This window comes from Enterobacter sp. CGMCC 5087, from assembly GCF_003144775.1.
GTDB lineage: Bacteria > Pseudomonadota > Gammaproteobacteria > Enterobacterales > Enterobacteriaceae > Enterobacter > Enterobacter cloacae_M.
This window is the reverse complement of the sequence record NZ_QFXN01000072.1, coordinates 1-14,551: the sequence shown is the minus strand read 5'-3', so window position 1 is coordinate 14,551 and position 14,551 is coordinate 1. Positions and strand designations below refer to the sequence as shown.

The window sequence follows — 14,551 nt, the reverse complement described above, 5'->3', positions numbered from 1 at the left end:
TGCATCCGGGAGGATTCGAACCTCCGACCGCTCGGTTCGTAGCCGAGTACTCTATCCAGCTGAGCTACGGATGCAAAATGGCGGTGAGGCGGGGATTCGAACCCCGGATGCAGCTTTTGACCGCATACTCCCTTAGCAGGGGAGCGCCTTCAGCCTCTCGGCCACCTCACCACACAACGCCTCTTTCGAGTGCTTCGAGTTACTCGTTAAGAGCTTCTCGTCGCTGCGTGGCGCATATATTACTTTCTGGGACTTATAAGTCAAACAATTTTCCAAAAGCTTTTATCGTTTGCACAAATCACACGCAATTCGCATGTAAAAGCCGCAAAGAGGGTGTTTTATAAGCGGATTTTGCAGGCATCTTCACAGAAAACCTTTGCAGAAATGGCGGCGTAAGGGCGAGTTTATGGTAACGGAGTGGTTAAAAAGAGAGCGTTTGAAATTAAACGGTAACGTTGAGGAGGAAAAATGACAGGAGGGTTGCGTCTCGCCCGACAGCGAGACGCGACAATATCAGTAACTGGACTGCTGGGATTTTTCAGCCTGGATACGCTGGTAGATCTCTTCACGGTGGACAGATACTTCTTTAGGAGCGTTAACACCAATACGTACCTGGTTACCCTTTACCCCTAAAACTGTCACGGTGACCTCATCCCCAATCATGAGGGTCTCACCAACTCGACGAGTCAGAATCAGCATTCTTTGCTCCTTGAAAGATTAAAAGAGTCGGGTCTCTTGTATCCCGGCATTATCCATCATATAACGCCAAAAAGTAAGCGATGACAAACACGTAAAGTGTAAGCAGTCACGGCATCACATTCTGTTAAACGTAAGTTTAGCCGATATACACAAACTCAACCTGACTTTATCGTTATCGATAGCACAGTGAACAAGACGCCATAACGTTACCGCTATGGCGTCTGCTTGTGCTTTGTAGTTATTACAGTTTCGCGCTTACCCAGCTTTCAACGCTGGCCAAAGCTTGCGGAAGTGCCGCCGCATCCGTACCACCGGCTTGCGCCATGTCCGGACGACCGCCACCCTTGCCGCCCACCTGCTGAGCGACCATACCAATCAGTTCCCCTGCTTTTACGCGGTCGGTCACATCCTTAGAGACGCCCGCAATCAGAGAAACCTTACCTTCTGCCACTGTCGCCAGCACGATAACGGTAGAACCAAGCTGGTTCTTGAGATCGTCGACCATAGTACGCAGCATCTTAGGCTCAACGCCCGCCAGATCGCTGACCAGCAGTTTGACGCCCTTAATGTCTACAGCCTTGCTGGAGAGGTTTGCACTCTCCTGCGCCGCAGCCTGCTCTTTCAGCTGCTGCAGCTCTTTTTCCAGCTGACGCGTGCGATCCAGCGCAACGCGCACTTTCTCGCCAAGGTTCTGGCTATCGCCTTTCAGCAGCTGCGCGATGTCGTGCAGCTGATCGCTCTGCGCATGCAGGCTCGCAATCGCACCTTCACCGGTCACCGCTTCAATACGACGCACGCCTGCCGCCGTACCTGACTCGGAAACAATGCGGAACAGGCCAATGTCACCGGTGCGCGATGCGTGCGTACCGCCGCACAGCTCGGTAGAGAAGTCGCCCATGCTCAGCACGCGAACGCGGTCGTCATATTTCTCACCAAACAGCGCCATCGCACCTTTTTTCTTCGCGTCCTCGAGCTCCATGATGTGGGTCTCGATTGGCAGGTTACGACGGATCTGCGCGTTCACCAGATCTTCCACCGCGCGGATTTCAGACGGTTTCATCGCTTCAAAATGCGAGAAGTCGAAACGCAGCACTTTGTCGTTAACCAGAGAACCTTTCTGTGCAACGTGGGTACCGAGCACGTCGCGCAGGGCAGCGTGCATCAGGTGGGTTGCAGAGTGGTTCAGACGAATGCGCGCGCGGCGAGCTTCATCCACGTTAGCCTGTACGCCCTCACCCACTTTCAGAGAACCGGAAACCAGTTTGCCCTGGTGACCAATCGCCTGACCGTATTTCTGGGTGTCGCTGACGCTGAAGCTGAAGCCATTGCCTTTCAGCTCGCCCTTATCGCCAACCTGACCGCCTGATTCCGCGTAGAACGGCGTTTTGTCCAGAATGACAACCGCATCCTGACCCGCGCTGATGCTGTCCACGGCTTTACCGTCAACAAACAGGGCGGTTACTTTGCCGGTCAGTTCCAGCGCGTCATAACCTTTGAATTCAGACGCGCTATCAACGCGGATCATCGCGTTGTAGTCTGCACCGAAACCGCTGGATTCACGCGCGCGACGACGCTGCTCTTCCATCGCGGCTTCGAAGCCCGCTTCGTCAACTTTGATATTGCGCTCGCGGCAAACGTCCGCCGTCAGGTCAACCGGGAAGCCATAGGTGTCGTACAGACGGAAAGCGGTTTCGCCATCCAGCGTGTCGCCCTTAAGTTTCGCCAGCTCTTCGTCCAGCAGCGCCAGGCCGCGCTCAAGCGTACGCGCAAACTGCTCTTCTTCGGTTTTCAGAACCTGCTCTACCTGCGCCTGCTGGCGTTTCAGCTCATCACCGGCAGCACCCATCACGCCAATCAGTGGCCCAACGAGTTTATAGAAGAAGGTGTCCTTCGCGCCCAGCATGTTGCCGTGACGGATGGCACGACGAATGATACGACGCAGCACGTAGCCACGGTTTTCATTCGACGGGATAACGCCGTCGGCAATCAGGAACGCACAGGAACGAATGTGGTCCGCGATAACGCGCAGCGATTTGTTGTTCAGGTCGGTCGCGCCGGTAACTTCGGCAACGGCTTTGATCAGGGTGCTGAACAGGTCAATCTCGTAGTTGGAGTTGACGTGCTGCAGAACCGCGGCAATACGCTCCAGACCCATACCGGTATCAACGGAAGGCTTCGGCAGCGGCTCCATCGTACCGTCGGCCTGACGGTTGAACTGCATGAAGACGATGTTCCAGATCTCAATGTAGCGATCGCCGTCTTCTTCCGGGCTGCCCGGAGGGCCACCCCAGATGTGGTCGCCGTGATCGTAGAAGATCTCGGTGCACGGACCGCAAGGGCCGGTATCACCCATCTGCCAGAAGTTGTCAGACGCGTATGGCGCGCCTTTGTTATCGCCGATGCGAATAATACGCTCGCGCGGGATCCCGACTTCTTTTTCCCAGATTTCGTAGGCTTCGTCATCGGTTTCATAGACGGTAACCCACAGACGCTCTTTCGGCAGGTTGAACCAGTTTTCACCGGTCAGCAGTTCCCACGCGTATTGAATGGCATCGTGTTTGAAGTAGTCGCCGAAGCTGAAGTTACCCAGCATTTCGAAGAACGTATGGTGACGCGCGGTGTAACCGACGTTTTCCAGGTCGTTGTGTTTACCGCCCGCACGCACGCAACGCTGTGAGGTTGTGGCGCGGGAATAATTACGCTTGTCGAGACCAAGGAACACGTCCTTGAACTGGTTCATCCCGGCGTTGGTAAACAGCAGAGTCGGATCGTTATTCGGTACCAGGGAGCTGCTGGCAACAACCTGGTGTCCCTTACTATGGAAAAAATCGAGAAACGCCTGACGGATCTCAGCGGTGCTCTTGCTCATAATTATCCTGAAATCAAGCTAACGAAATGTCGTAGCCAGCCTGTATCGGTAAACCGTTGGACAGACCAGCTACTGGAAAAAGTGGGAATAAGATAAGTTTTCTTTAGTGGGAAGTAAAATCCCGCATGCGTTCAATCGGCAAAATTACGCCAGATATCCTGAATATCTTCCATGAGAAAGCCGCGGTAGAGCAAAAAGCGCTGGATTTTGACTTTTTCTGAAAATTCACGCGGTAGCGGTTCGCCGTATTTACGAATCGCCTGTTCTCTGGCCAGCTCGCACCAGTCAGTATCGCATTCGCGCATCGCTTTTTCGATGGACTCCCGGGCCACCCCTTTCTGGTTCAGCTCCTGCCGGATGCGCGCGGGCCCATATCCTTTACGGCCGCGGCTGGCGAGAAACCGTGAGGCAAAGCGCTCGTCATCGAGATAATGATGCTCATAGCACCAGGCAATCACGCGGTCATAATCCTCCGCGGTGGCATCAATCTCTTCCGGCCCGTTTTTACTCATCACCGGAGCCAACAGTTTGCGCCGCAGCTCCTGTTCACTGTGGTCACGAACGGCCAGGATGCGCACCGCACGGTCCAGCAAGCGTGCATACGCGGGTCGACGTGTTGTCGGTTCACTCATAAAAAACCTGCTGATTCAGAAATGCAAAAAGGGCCGCATCAGCAGCCCTTCATTTTTAAACGAAAGAATTAAAAGTCTTCGTTAGTTTCTTCAGCATCCGCGGCATCCACCACGAAATCAGGTTTAGAGTCCTGGTTGTTCAGCAGAAGCTCACGCACCTTCTTCTCAATCTCTTTTGCCGCAGCCGGGTTCTCTTTCAGCCAGGAGATCGCGTTCGCTTTACCCTGACCAATCTTGTCACCGTTGTAGCTGTACCAGGCACCCGCTTTTTCAATCAGCTTCTCTTTCACGCCCAGGTCAACCAGCTCGCCGAGGAAGTTGATCCCTTCGCCGTAGAGGATCTGGAACTCAGCCTGTTTGAACGGCGCAGCGATTTTGTTCTTCACAACCTTCACGCGGGTTTCGCTACCGATCACGTTCTCGCCCTCTTTCACCGCGCCGATACGGCGGATATCCAGACGGACAGAGGCGTAGAATTTCAGTGCGTTACCGCCGGTAGTGGTTTCCGGGTTACCGAACATCACACCAATTTTCATACGGATCTGGTTGATGAAGATCAGCAGCGTGTTGGACTGCTTCAGGTTACCCGCCAGCTTACGCATCGCCTGGCTCATCATACGTGCCGCGAGGCCCATATGAGAGTCACCGATTTCACCTTCGATTTCGGCTTTTGGCGTCAGTGCGGCAACGGAGTCGACCACGATAACGTCAACGGCGCCAGAACGCGCCAGCGCGTCACAAATTTCCAGCGCCTGCTCACCGGTGTCCGGCTGAGAACACAGCAGGTTGTCGATATCCACGCCCAGCTTGCGAGCATAAACAGGGTCCAGCGCGTGCTCGGCATCGATAAACGCACAAGTTTTACCTTCGCGCTGTGCCGCAGCGATCACCTGCAGCGTCAGTGTGGTTTTACCGGAGGACTCTGGCCCGTAGATTTCTACGATACGGCCCATAGGCAGACCGCCAGCGCCCAGCGCGATATCCAGAGAAAGCGAACCGGTGGAGATGGTTTCCACATCCATGGAACGGTCTTCACCCAGGCGCATGATGGAGCCTTTACCGAATTGCTTTTCGATCTGGCCCAGTGCTGCCGCCAACGCTTTCTGTTTGTTTTCGTCGATAGCCATTATTACTCCTGTCATGCCGGGAGAAGCGACTGTGCTTCACCGTGGATTTCTGTTCTGTTGGTGCAATTATACTGTATGGTCATACAGTATCAAGTGTTTTGTAGAAATTGTTGCCAGAGCGTTTTTAACGCATAAACGGTTGCCTGACGACGCACGCTTTCGCGATCGCCGCTGAAGCACTCCCGGCGGGTGATCCCTTCCCCTTTGGCGGTGGCGAACCCAAACCAGACGGTGCCGACAGGCTTTACGTCGCTGCCGCCGTCCGGGCCCGCAATGCCGCTAATGGAAATGGCGTAATCTGCCCGCGCCTCTTTGAGTGCGCCAATGGCCATCTCGATCACCACCGGTTCGCTGACCGCGCCATGCTGTTCAAGCGTGGATTCGCGCACGCCAATCATCTGAGCTTTAGCTTCGTTACTGTAGGTCACAAAACCGCGTTCAAACCAGGCGGAACTGCCGGCAATATCGGTAATCGCTTTCGCCACCCAGCCGCCGGTGCAGGATTCCGCGGTGGTGATTGTCGCGCCACGCTGCTTCAGCGCAAGGCCAACGATCTCGCTAAGCTGCATCAATTCATGGTCAGTCATTCTCGCTCCAGGCATCAGAAAAACGTGCTGCACAAGATAGCACTTTCTCGTCAGATGTGGGGATGCACTTCAGGTTTTACGAGGGGGCTTCAGAAAAAAGCCGGTACGGACGCACCGGCGGTGGAAAAGTTATTTCATGCTCTCAGCGAGGGTGTGCACATTGTGGCGAAACGCCTTAACGTAGGTTTCAGCCACCCCACCTTTTGCCGACAGCGCTTCGGGGTAAAGCTCGCCCCCGGGCTGTGCGCCCGTCGCCGATGCAATCTGTTTCACCAGACGCGGATCGAGCTGATTTTCCATAAACCAGGTTTTCACGCCGTCGGCTTTAATCTGATTGATAATCTCGGCGACCTGCGCCGCGCTGGCTTCGCTCTCAGACGACAGCCCCTGCGGCGCCATAAACGTCACGCCGTAGGCGCGGCTGAAATAGCCGAACGCGTCATGGCTGGTCAGCACTTTACGCTTCGCCGGCGGGATCTGGCTAAAGCGCGTTTTGGCCCAGTTATCCAGCTGGCTGAGCTGCGCGATATACGTTTTGCCAGAGGCTTCCAGCACGGCTTTGTCATCCGGATCGGCTTTCACCAGCCCGTTCAGGATATTTTGTGCATAGAGCGCCCCGTTCGCCGCGCTGTTCCACGCATGGGGATCGGTCACAGTCTTTCCATCTTCCTCAAGCGTGTGGGTTTTCACTCCTGTTGAGGCCACAACCAGTTGCCCTTTGAACCCGGAGGCTTTCACCAGACGATCAAGCCAGCCTTCCAGCCCCAGGCCGTTCACCACCACCACATCAGCCTTGCTCAGGGCGGCGCTGTCTTTCGGCGACGGTTCAAAGGTATGCGGATCGCCATCCGGCCCGACCAGCGTCGTCACGTTCACATGGTCGCCGCCTACCTCCTGCGTGATATCCCCCAGAATCGAAAAGCTGGTCACCACATTCAGCGTTTTCGCCATCACGCTGTGCGACATCATCCCCAGCGCGAGCGCCACTACAAATCCTGTACGTTTCATCGTTTCCCCTTGCGTTAAAAATACGCCCGCAGGCTGCCAGCGAGCCTGCTTCGCGTACCCAGTAAAATGGAAATAAAGAACAGCGCGCTGGCGGTGAGCACGATGGACGGCCCGGCAGGTAGGCTCATCGCCCAGGAGAGGCTCAGCCCCAGCCATGCGCAGAAAATACCGCTTATCCCCGCCATCAGAAGTAAGGCTGGTAGCGTGCGCACCCAGCAGCGTGCCGCCACGGCCGGAAGCATCATCAGCCCGACGGCCATCAGCGTGCCGAGCACCTGAAAACCGGCCACCAGGTTAAGCACCAGCAGCGCCAGAAACAGTCCGTGCAGCAGGCCAGGCAGCCAGCGGGCGTTCACCTGCAGCCAGGCAGTATCAAACGCTTCAGTGACCAGCCCGCGATAAAACAGCGCCAGTGTGATAAGGGTGAACATACACACGCCCGTGACAAACAGCGCGGCGTCCTTGTCCACGGCGAGGATAGAGCCAAACAGCAGATGCAGCAGATCGACATTCGACCCGCGCAGCGACACCAGCGTGACCCCCAGCGCCAGCGAGCCAAGATAAAACCCGGCAAAGCTGGCATCTTCTTTCAGCGGCGTGCGTCGACTGACCAGACCGGCCAGCAGCGCCACGGTAATTCCCGCGATAAAACCGCCAATACTCATCGCCAGCAGCGACATACCGCTGAGCAAATACCCCACGGCGACACCCGGCAAAATGGCGTGAGAAAGGGCGTCGCCCATCAGGCTCATCCGACGCAGCTGAAGAAACACGCCGAGCGCGGTGGTGCTGACGGAAAGCGCCAGGCAAACCACCAGCGCGCGACGCATAAAGCCGTACTCAATGAACGGTTGAAAAAAGAGATGCCAGATCATGCCACCCTCACCCGCTCGGTTTTCCACTGGGGAACGTCAGCATCCAGCCGCAGCGTCTGCGGGAAATGGCGCGACACGCGCTCGCTGTCGTGCAGTACCGCGAGCAGCGTTTGCCCCTGCATATACATCTCCAGCATCAAATCCATCAGCACGCTGCAGGTGACTTCATCGACCCCGGTAAAGGGTTCATCCAGCATCACCAGCGGCGCCTGCTGCACCAGGACGCGGGCAAACAGCATGCGCTGAAACTGACCGCCGGAGAGTTCATCGATGGTGGATAACGCCATGGACTCAAGCCCGACGCGCTCAAGCGCGCTGGCAATGCGCAACCGCGTTTCGCGACGAAACCCGGAAAAAATCGACATGCCCGGCCAGCAGCCCATGCTTACCACGTCCTGTACGGTCAGCGGAAACTGCGCCTCCAGGGCGTGACGCTGTGCCAGCCAGCCGATGACCGGGCGCTTACCCTGCCAGCGGAAACCGCCGCTGACGGGAGGAATAAACCCCGCCAGCGTTTTCAGCAGCGTGGATTTCCCGCAGCCGTTAGCGCCGATAATGGCGGTCATGCTGCCGCGCTCAATCGTGCCCGAGAGGGGCCGCGTAATCGGCTGGCGTTCATAACCCGCGACCAGTTCATTCATCACAATCATGGCAGTGCCACCGCCCAGCGCACGGCCAGCCCGATAAAGACAACAAGCACCAGCGCCAGCAAAAGCCGAACCAGAGCAGACAGAGAAAAAAGGGACGTTGACATGTCGACACCGAATTAAATGTTATAACATAACAATAATGAAAGGCAGTTAAGATGTAAATGGCGGGTTTGAAAAGGGAGTGTGGCGAAATGTTTCTGAAGAATTTCCCTCTCCCGTGGGAGAGGGTCAGGGTGAGGGCATCAGGCCGCACCGTGCGTGCAGCCATGCCGGGTGGCGGCGTTGCCTTACCCGGCCTACCAGTCTGAGCAACTTACTGACTAAACGGAGACGCCGCAGGCACGCGCGCCTGAGACACCGCCAGCCCCAGCTGCCATACGGCCATCGCATAGTGAGTGCTGTGGTTATAGCGGGTGATGACGTAGAAGTTCGGCAGACCGTACCAGTACTGATACCCGGTTCCCACGTCCAGACGCAGCAGGCTTGCCTGTTGCGCGTTGCCCAGCGGCTGCGTTGGCGTTAGGCCTGCAGCTGCCAGCTGCGAAATGCTGTAGTTGGTTTTGAAGCCGTTTTCCAGCCCAGGCGCCTGACCGTTCGCCTGCACCGCCACCTGGCCGCCCGGCGTCCAGCCGTGCGCTTTGAAGTAGTTTGCCACGCTGCCGATGGCATCTACCGGATCCCACAGGTTGATATGACCGTCCCCGTTAAAGTCGACGGCATATTGTTTATAGGAGGACGGCATAAACTGGCCGTAGCCCATCGCGCCGGCAAACGACCCTTTCAGATCGAGCGGATCGTCTTGCTCGCTGCGCGCCATCAGAAGGAAGGTTTCCAGCTCGGAAGAGAAATACTCCGCGCGGCGCGGATAGTTAAAGGAGAGCGTCGCCAGCGCATCCAGGATGCGGGTTTTACCCATCACGCGGCCCCAGCGGGTTTCCACGCCGATAATCCCGACGATGATTTCAGGCGGTACGCCGTACACCTGCCACGCGCGGTTGAGCGCGTCTTCATACTGATTCCAGAACACCACGCCGTTTTGTACGTTGTCTGGGGTAATAAACTGTTTGCGGTAGCGCAGCCACGCGCCGTTCGGCCCGCTCGGCACCTGGGCCGTCGGCGCCTGCCTGTCCATCAGGCGCAGCACGTAGTCCAGACGCCTGGCCTGAGACAAAATTTCGTGCAGCTGCTGTCTGTCAAAGCCGTGCTTGCTCACCATTTTATCGATGAACTGCTCGGCCGCCGGATTATTCGCGAAGTCGCCGCCCATCTGCATCATATTGTGCTGCGGCTCCAGCAGGAATCCTCCGGAAGGCGCGCCCGCCGTTTGCTGAACGGCTTCGGTCTTAGGTTTGCTACTACAGGCAGACAGCAGAATAAGCGCAGGCAACAGCGCTGCATAACGACGCTTGAACATGAGACATCCATTTAACGGGTTCGATAAGAACCCAGTATGGTAAAGCATCCGCAACACCTCAAGGAAGCGGTACGCGCCTTCCCCACGCAAATCCGCGCTTTTTTCCACCGAAAATCATTCCCCCCACCAATAAACTTTCAAAACAATCCTTTTTTCTTTCATTGTGAGATCTAATTAACACTTTAAAACCTTTCAAAGTGATTATTATTAGCCCAGTCAGACAAAAACAAAAAAGCCCCACAGGAGAGAAGAATGATAGAAACCATCACCCACGGCGCCGAGTGGTTCATCGGGCTGTTTCAGAAAGGCGGAGAAGTGTTCACCGGCATGGTGACCGGGATCCTGCCCCTGCTGATCAGCCTGCTGGTGATCATGAACGCGCTGATCAACTTTATCGGCCAGCAGCGCATTGAACGCTTCGCCCAGCGCTGTGCCGGGAATCCGCTGTCCCGCTACCTGGTACTGCCGTTCATCGGTACCTTCGTGTTCTGCAACCCGATGACCTTAAGCCTCGGTCGCTTCATGCCAGAAAAGTACAAGCCGAGCTACTACGCCGCCGCCTCCTACAGCTGCCATTCGATGAACGGCCTGTTCCCGCACATTAACCCCGGCGAGCTGTTCGTCTATCTCGGGATCGCCAGCGGCCTCACCACCCTTGGCCTGCCGCTCGGCCCGCTGGCGGTGAGCTACCTGCTGGTTGGCCTGGTCACCAACTTCTTCCGCGGCTGGGTGACCGACCTCACCACCGCCATTTTTGAGAAAAAAATGGGCATCCAGCTTGAACAGAAAGTCCATCTTTCAGGAGCCACAGCATGAACCGGATCCGCATTGAGAAAGGCACGGGCGGCTGGGGCGGCCCGCTGGAGTTCGACGCCACCGAAGGCAAAAAGATCGTCTACATCACCGCAGGCACGCGCCCGGCGATCGTCGACAGGCTGCGCGAGCTGACCGGCTGGGAAGCGGTCGACGGCTTCAAGGAAGGCGAGCCGCCGGAAGCGGAAATCGGCGTGGCGGTAATCGACTGCGGCGGCACGCTGCGCTGCGGTATCTATCCGAAGCGCCGCATTCCGACGGTGAATATTCACTCCACCGGAAAATCCGGCCCGCTGGCACAGTACATCCTTGAGGACATTTATGTCTCAGGCGTGAAGGAGGACAACATCACGCTGGTGAATAGCACAGCCGCGCCGCAAAAAGCGGCCCCGCGCGAGTACGACACCAGCAAGAAAATCACCGAACAGAGCGACGGCCTGCTGGCGAAGGTCGGGATGGGCATGGGTTCCGCCGTGGCGGTACTGTTCCAGTCCGGGCGCGACACCATCGACACGGTGCTGAAAACCATTCTGCCGTTTATGGCATTCGTCTCGGCGCTGATCGGCATCATCATGGCGTCCGGCCTGGGCGACTGGATTGCCCACGGCCTCGCCCCGCTCGCGAGCCACCCGCTCGGGCTGGTGACGCTGGCGCTGATCTGCTCCTTCCCGCTGCTGTCGCCGTTCCTCGGCCCGGGCGCGGTGATTGCCCAGGTCATCGGCGTGCTGATTGGCGTGCAGATTGGTCTGGGGAACATTCCCCCGCACCTCGCCCTGCCCGCCCTGTTCGCCATTAACGCCCAGGCGGCGTGCGACTTCATCCCCGTAGGGCTGTCGCTGGCCGAAGCGCGCCAGGACACCGTGCGCGTGGGCGTGCCGTCCGTGCTGGTGAGCCGCTTCCTGACGGGCGCGCCGACGGTGCTGATTGCCTGGTTTGTCTCCGGCTTTATTTATCAATAAGAGGTTCCTGCGATGACCGTGATTTACCAGACCACCATTACCCGCATCGGCCAGAGCGCGGCTGACGCGCTGAGCGACCAGATGCTGATCACCTTCCGCGAAGGCGCCCCGGCGGATATCGAAGAGTTTTGTTTTATCCACTGCCACGGCGAGCTGAAGGGCGAGCTGAAGGCCGGGAGCCAGCTTGAGCTGGGCGAGGCGCGCTATGCCGTGACCGCCGTCGGGGACGTCGCCGAGCAAAACCTGCGCGAACTGGGCCACATCACCCTGCGTTTCGACGGCCAGCCGCAGGCCGAATATCCCGGCACGGTTCACGTGGCGGGCCCGGTTCCGCAGGCTGTCACCCCAGGCTGCACGTTAAAATTTGTTGCGTAATTAAGGAGAAACACATGAGTCAGGTTGCCGTTGTCATTGGTGGAGGACAAACCTTAGGCGAGTTCCTCTGCCGTGGGCTTGCCGCAGAGGGCTACCGCGTGGCGGTAGTGGACATTCAGAGTGAAAAAGCCGCCCGCGTGGCTGACACCATTAACACCGAGTTTGGCGAAGGGATGGCGTACGGGTTTGGCGCCGACGCCACCAGCGAACAGAGCGTGATGGCGCTGGCCCGCGGCGTGGACGAGATTTTTGGGCGTACCGACCTGCTGGTCTACAGCGCGGGGATTGCGAAAGCGGCCTTTATCAGCGATTTCGAACTGGGGGATTTTGACCGTTCGCTGCAGGTGAATCTGGTGGGCTATTTCCTCTGCGCCCGCGAGTTTTCCCGCCTGATGATCCGCGACGGCGTTCAGGGGCGCATCATTCAGATCAACTCCAAATCAGGGAAAGTGGGCAGCAAGCACAACTCCGGCTACAGCGCGGCGAAGTTTGGCGGCGTGGGGCTGACGCAGTCTCTGGCGCTGGATCTGGCCGAGTACGGCATTACCGTGCACTCGCTGATGCTGGGCAACCTGCTGAAATCGCCGATGTTCCAGTCCCTGCTGCCGCAGTACGCCACCAAGCTCGGCATCAAGGCTGAGGAAGTGGAGCAGTACTACATCGATAAAGTGCCGCTGAAGCGCGGGTGCGATTATCAGGACGTGCTGAACATGCTGCTGTTTTACGCCAGCCCGAAAGCCTCGTACTGCACCGGGCAGTCGATTAACGTCACCGGCGGGCAGGTGATGTTCTGATCGAGCGGGCTGATGCCCTCACCCTCTCCCACCGGGAGAGGGAACAAAACAAGGAGCCGATATGGTCACCGCACTCATCACCCTCGCCGCCCTCGCCTGGATCTGCCAGATGGCGTTTGGCGGCTGGCAGATCCACCAGTTTAACCGCGCGTTTGACGCGCTGTGTCAGAAAGGTCGCGTCGGGGTCGGGCGTTCCGGTGGACGCTTCAAACCGCGCGTGGTCGTCGCCGTTGCGCTGGATGAAAACAATCACGTCTGCGATTCCCTCATCATGCGCGGCATGACCGTCTTCGCCCGTCCGGCGAAAATCCAGGCGATCAACGGCATTTCGCTGCAGGAATTACGGCCTGATGTGATCTTTCCCCATGATCCACTCTGTCAGAATGCACTATCATTAGCGCTTAATCTGAAACATGGATAATTTCGTTGTGAAAGCTATAGACTTGCGAAATTATCATTTCGCAACCTAAGGAACGAAGCGCCTATGAAACCTCGTCAGCGGCAGGCGGCCATTCTCGAGTATCTGCAAAAGCAGGGAAAATGCTCGGTAGAGGATCTGGCCCACTACTTTGACACCACCGGCACGACAATACGCAAGGACCTGGTATTGCTCGAAAACTCTGGCGCCGTCATTCGAACCTACGGCGGCGTGGTGCTCAATAAGGACGAAGCGGACCCGCCTATCGACCACAAAACGCTGATCAATACCCACCAGAAAGCGCTGATTGCCGAAGCCGCCGTCAAATTTATCCACGATGGCGATTCCATCATTCTGGATGCAGGCAGCACCGTCCTGCAGATGATTCCGCTGCTCAGCCGCTTTAACAACATCACGGTGATGACCAACAGCCTGCACATCGTCAACGCCCTGTCGGAGAACGACTGCGAGCAGACCATCCTGATGCCCGGCGGCACCTTCCGCAAAAAATCGGCGTCGTTTCACGGCCAGCTGGCGGAGAATGCCTTCGACCACTTCAGCTTTGATAAACTGTTTATGGGCACCGACGGCATCGACCTGAACGCAGGCGTTACGACGTTCAACGAGGTTTTCAGCGTCAGTAAAGCCATGTGCAACGCCGCGCGGGAAGTGATTTTGATGGCAGACTCGTCGAAGTTTGGCCGCAAAAGCCCCAACATTGTCTGTAGCCTTGAAAGCGTTGATAAGCTGATTACCGACGCGGGTATCGATCCGGCGTTCAAAAAAGCGCTGGAAGAGAAAGGAATCGACGTGATCGTAACCGGAGAGAGAGATGAGTGATTTTCTGTTAGAAACGGGCCGCCAGACGCTGATGCTGGAACTGCAGGAAGCCAGCCGCCTGCCGGAACGTCTGGGCGAGGATTTTGTCCGCGCCGCCAACACCATTATCCACTGCGAAGGCAAAGTGATCGTGGCGGGCATCGGTAAATCCGGCCATATCGGCAAAAAGATTGCCGCGACGCTCGCCAGCACCGGCACCCCGGCGTTTTTTGTGCATCCGGCAGAGGCGCTGCACGGCGATCTGGGGATGATTGAAAGCCGCGACGTGATGCTGTTTATCTCCTACTCCGGTTCGGCCAAAGAGCTGGACCTGATTATTCCGCGCCTGCAGGAAAAATCGGTCGCCCTGCTGGCGATGACCGGCAAATCCCGCTCGCCGCTGGCGCTGGCCGCCAAGGCGACGCTGGATATTTCCGTTGAGCGTGAAGCCTGTCCGATGCACCTCGCCCCGACCTCCAGCACCGTTAACACCCTGATGATGGGCGACGCGC

The 14,551-nt window shown here is 57.3% G+C and carries 16 protein-coding genes and 2 tRNA genes; 7 read left to right on the top strand and 11 right to left on the bottom strand.

Translation table 11 applies throughout. The features are described 5' to 3' along the window. The 11 genes from DEO48_RS06635 to mltB all read right to left on the bottom strand — a co-directional run bounded on the left by DEO48_RS06635 (nt 1) and on the right by mltB (nt 9,861). Nucleotides 1-74: transfer RNA gene (locus DEO48_RS06635), tRNA-Arg, on the bottom strand. 4 nt (nt 75-78) lie between these two features. After that, nucleotides 79-171 (bottom strand) — tRNA-Ser (locus tag DEO48_RS06630). A 342-nt stretch (nt 172-513) separates the two neighbouring features. Continuing rightward, entirely contained in the window at nt 514-699 is a 186-nt protein-coding gene (csrA, locus tag DEO48_RS06625; protein ID WP_000906486.1) for a carbon storage regulator CsrA, read from the bottom strand. A 241-nt stretch (nt 700-940) separates the two neighbouring features. After that, the gene (gene alaS / locus DEO48_RS06620) at nt 941-3,568 is read right to left on the bottom strand and encodes an alanine--tRNA ligase (RefSeq protein WP_109844696.1); all 2,628 of its coding nucleotides are present in this window, start codon (nt 3,566-3,568) and stop codon (nt 941-943) included. A gap of 131 nt (nt 3,569-3,699) precedes the next feature. After that, entirely contained in the window at nt 3,700-4,200 is a 501-nt protein-coding gene (recX, locus tag DEO48_RS06615) for a recombination regulator RecX (RefSeq protein WP_063408786.1), read from the bottom strand. Between the two features lie 68 nt (nt 4,201-4,268). Next, nucleotides 4,269-5,327: a recombinase RecA gene (gene recA / locus DEO48_RS06610; protein ID WP_109844695.1), complete on the bottom strand. Its 1,059-nt coding sequence runs from the start codon at nt 5,325-5,327 to the stop codon at nt 4,269-4,271. 89 nt (nt 5,328-5,416) lie between these two features. Then, nucleotides 5,417-5,914 (bottom strand): nicotinamide-nucleotide amidase, encoded by a 498-nt coding sequence (gene pncC, locus DEO48_RS06605; RefSeq protein WP_109844694.1) that lies wholly within the window; start codon nt 5,912-5,914, stop codon nt 5,417-5,419. A gap of 129 nt (nt 5,915-6,043) precedes the next feature. After that, nucleotides 6,044-6,922, bottom strand: a complete 879-nt coding sequence (locus DEO48_RS06600) for a metal ABC transporter substrate-binding protein (protein ID WP_109844693.1) — start codon at nt 6,920-6,922, stop codon at nt 6,044-6,046. Nucleotides 6,923-6,936: 14 nt separating this feature from the next. Next, nucleotides 6,937-7,797 carry a metal ABC transporter permease gene (locus DEO48_RS06595; RefSeq protein WP_023308946.1) on the bottom strand — a complete coding sequence of 287 codons (861 nt, stop codon included), beginning with the start codon at nt 7,795-7,797 and terminating at the stop codon, nt 6,937-6,939. Then, nucleotides 7,794-8,447 carry a metal ABC transporter ATP-binding protein gene (locus DEO48_RS06590; RefSeq protein WP_109844692.1) on the bottom strand — a complete coding sequence of 218 codons (654 nt, stop codon included), beginning with the start codon at nt 8,445-8,447 and terminating at the stop codon, nt 7,794-7,796. The genes DEO48_RS06595 and DEO48_RS06590 overlap by 4 nt, the downstream gene beginning before the upstream one ends. Before the next feature lie 313 nt (nt 8,448-8,760). Next, a complete protein-coding gene (gene mltB / locus DEO48_RS06585; RefSeq protein ID WP_181366975.1) occupies nt 8,761-9,861 on the bottom strand; it encodes a lytic murein transglycosylase B in 1,101 nt (366 codons plus the stop codon). Nucleotides 9,862-10,113: 252 nt separating this feature from the next. Between mltB and srlA the strand changes: the two genes are divergently transcribed. From srlA to DEO48_RS06550, 7 genes are all read left to right on the top strand, one after another. Then, on the top strand, nt 10,114-10,677 hold the full coding sequence (srlA, locus tag DEO48_RS06580; RefSeq protein ID WP_023333189.1) for a PTS glucitol/sorbitol transporter subunit IIC: 564 nt from the start codon (nt 10,114-10,116) through the stop codon (nt 10,675-10,677). Further along, on the top strand, nt 10,674-11,633 hold the full coding sequence (locus DEO48_RS06575; RefSeq protein ID WP_109844691.1) for a PTS glucitol/sorbitol transporter subunit IIB: 960 nt from the start codon (nt 10,674-10,676) through the stop codon (nt 11,631-11,633). Before srlA ends, DEO48_RS06575 begins: the two co-directional genes overlap by 4 nt. A gap of 12 nt (nt 11,634-11,645) precedes the next feature. Continuing rightward, on the top strand, nt 11,646-12,008 hold the full coding sequence (gene srlB, locus DEO48_RS06570) for a PTS glucitol/sorbitol transporter subunit IIA (protein ID WP_023308951.1): 363 nt from the start codon (nt 11,646-11,648) through the stop codon (nt 12,006-12,008). Between the two features lie 14 nt (nt 12,009-12,022). Beyond that, nucleotides 12,023-12,802, top strand: coding sequence for a sorbitol-6-phosphate dehydrogenase (gene srlD / locus DEO48_RS06565; protein WP_033146371.1), 780 nt, complete (start codon nt 12,023-12,025; stop codon nt 12,800-12,802). A 61-nt stretch (nt 12,803-12,863) separates the two neighbouring features. Beyond that, the gene (gene gutM, locus DEO48_RS06560; RefSeq protein ID WP_069303224.1) at nt 12,864-13,223 is read left to right on the top strand and encodes a transcriptional regulator GutM; all 360 of its coding nucleotides are present in this window, start codon (nt 12,864-12,866) and stop codon (nt 13,221-13,223) included. A 63-nt stretch (nt 13,224-13,286) separates the two neighbouring features. Next, complete coding sequence (locus DEO48_RS06555; protein WP_039025238.1) at nt 13,287-14,060, top strand: DNA-binding transcriptional repressor; 774 nt, start codon at nt 13,287-13,289, stop codon at nt 14,058-14,060. Then, the coding region (locus tag DEO48_RS06550; RefSeq protein ID WP_146198247.1) for a KpsF/GutQ family sugar-phosphate isomerase at nt 14,053-14,551 on the top strand (499 nt) is incomplete at its 3' end. The genes DEO48_RS06555 and DEO48_RS06550, both read left to right, overlap by 8 nt.

What these genes read in the sequence shown, in the direction of transcription:
- csrA (WP_000906486.1), bottom strand. Translation starts at nt 699, where the DNA reads ATGCTGATTCTGACTCGTCGAGTTGGTGAGACCCTCATGATTGGGGAT.
- alaS (WP_109844696.1), bottom strand. Translation starts at nt 3,568, where the DNA reads ATGAGCAAGAGCACCGCTGAGATCCGTCAGGCGTTTCTCGATTTTTTC.
- recX (WP_063408786.1), bottom strand. Translation starts at nt 4,200, where the DNA reads ATGAGTGAACCGACAACACGTCGACCCGCGTATGCACGCTTGCTGGAC.
- recA (WP_109844695.1), bottom strand. Translation starts at nt 5,327, where the DNA reads ATGGCTATCGACGAAAACAAACAGAAAGCGTTGGCGGCAGCACTGGGC.
- pncC (WP_109844694.1), bottom strand. Translation starts at nt 5,914, where the DNA reads ATGACTGACCATGAATTGATGCAGCTTAGCGAGATCGTTGGCCTTGCG.
- DEO48_RS06600 (WP_109844693.1), bottom strand. Translation starts at nt 6,922, where the DNA reads ATGAAACGTACAGGATTTGTAGTGGCGCTCGCGCTGGGGATGATGTCG.
- DEO48_RS06595 (WP_023308946.1), bottom strand. Translation starts at nt 7,797, where the DNA reads ATGATCTGGCATCTCTTTTTTCAACCGTTCATTGAGTACGGCTTTATG.
- DEO48_RS06590 (WP_109844692.1), bottom strand. Translation starts at nt 8,447, where the DNA reads ATGATTGTGATGAATGAACTGGTCGCGGGTTATGAACGCCAGCCGATT.
- mltB (WP_181366975.1), bottom strand. Translation starts at nt 9,861, where the DNA reads ATGTTCAAGCGTCGTTATGCAGCGCTGTTGCCTGCGCTTATTCTGCTG.
- srlA (WP_023333189.1), top strand. Translation starts at nt 10,114, where the DNA reads ATGATAGAAACCATCACCCACGGCGCCGAGTGGTTCATCGGGCTGTTT.
- DEO48_RS06575 (WP_109844691.1), top strand. Translation starts at nt 10,674, where the DNA reads ATGAACCGGATCCGCATTGAGAAAGGCACGGGCGGCTGGGGCGGCCCG.
- srlB (WP_023308951.1), top strand. Translation starts at nt 11,646, where the DNA reads ATGACCGTGATTTACCAGACCACCATTACCCGCATCGGCCAGAGCGCG.
- srlD (WP_033146371.1), top strand. Translation starts at nt 12,023, where the DNA reads ATGAGTCAGGTTGCCGTTGTCATTGGTGGAGGACAAACCTTAGGCGAG.
- gutM (WP_069303224.1), top strand. Translation starts at nt 12,864, where the DNA reads ATGGTCACCGCACTCATCACCCTCGCCGCCCTCGCCTGGATCTGCCAG.
- DEO48_RS06555 (WP_039025238.1), top strand. Translation starts at nt 13,287, where the DNA reads ATGAAACCTCGTCAGCGGCAGGCGGCCATTCTCGAGTATCTGCAAAAG.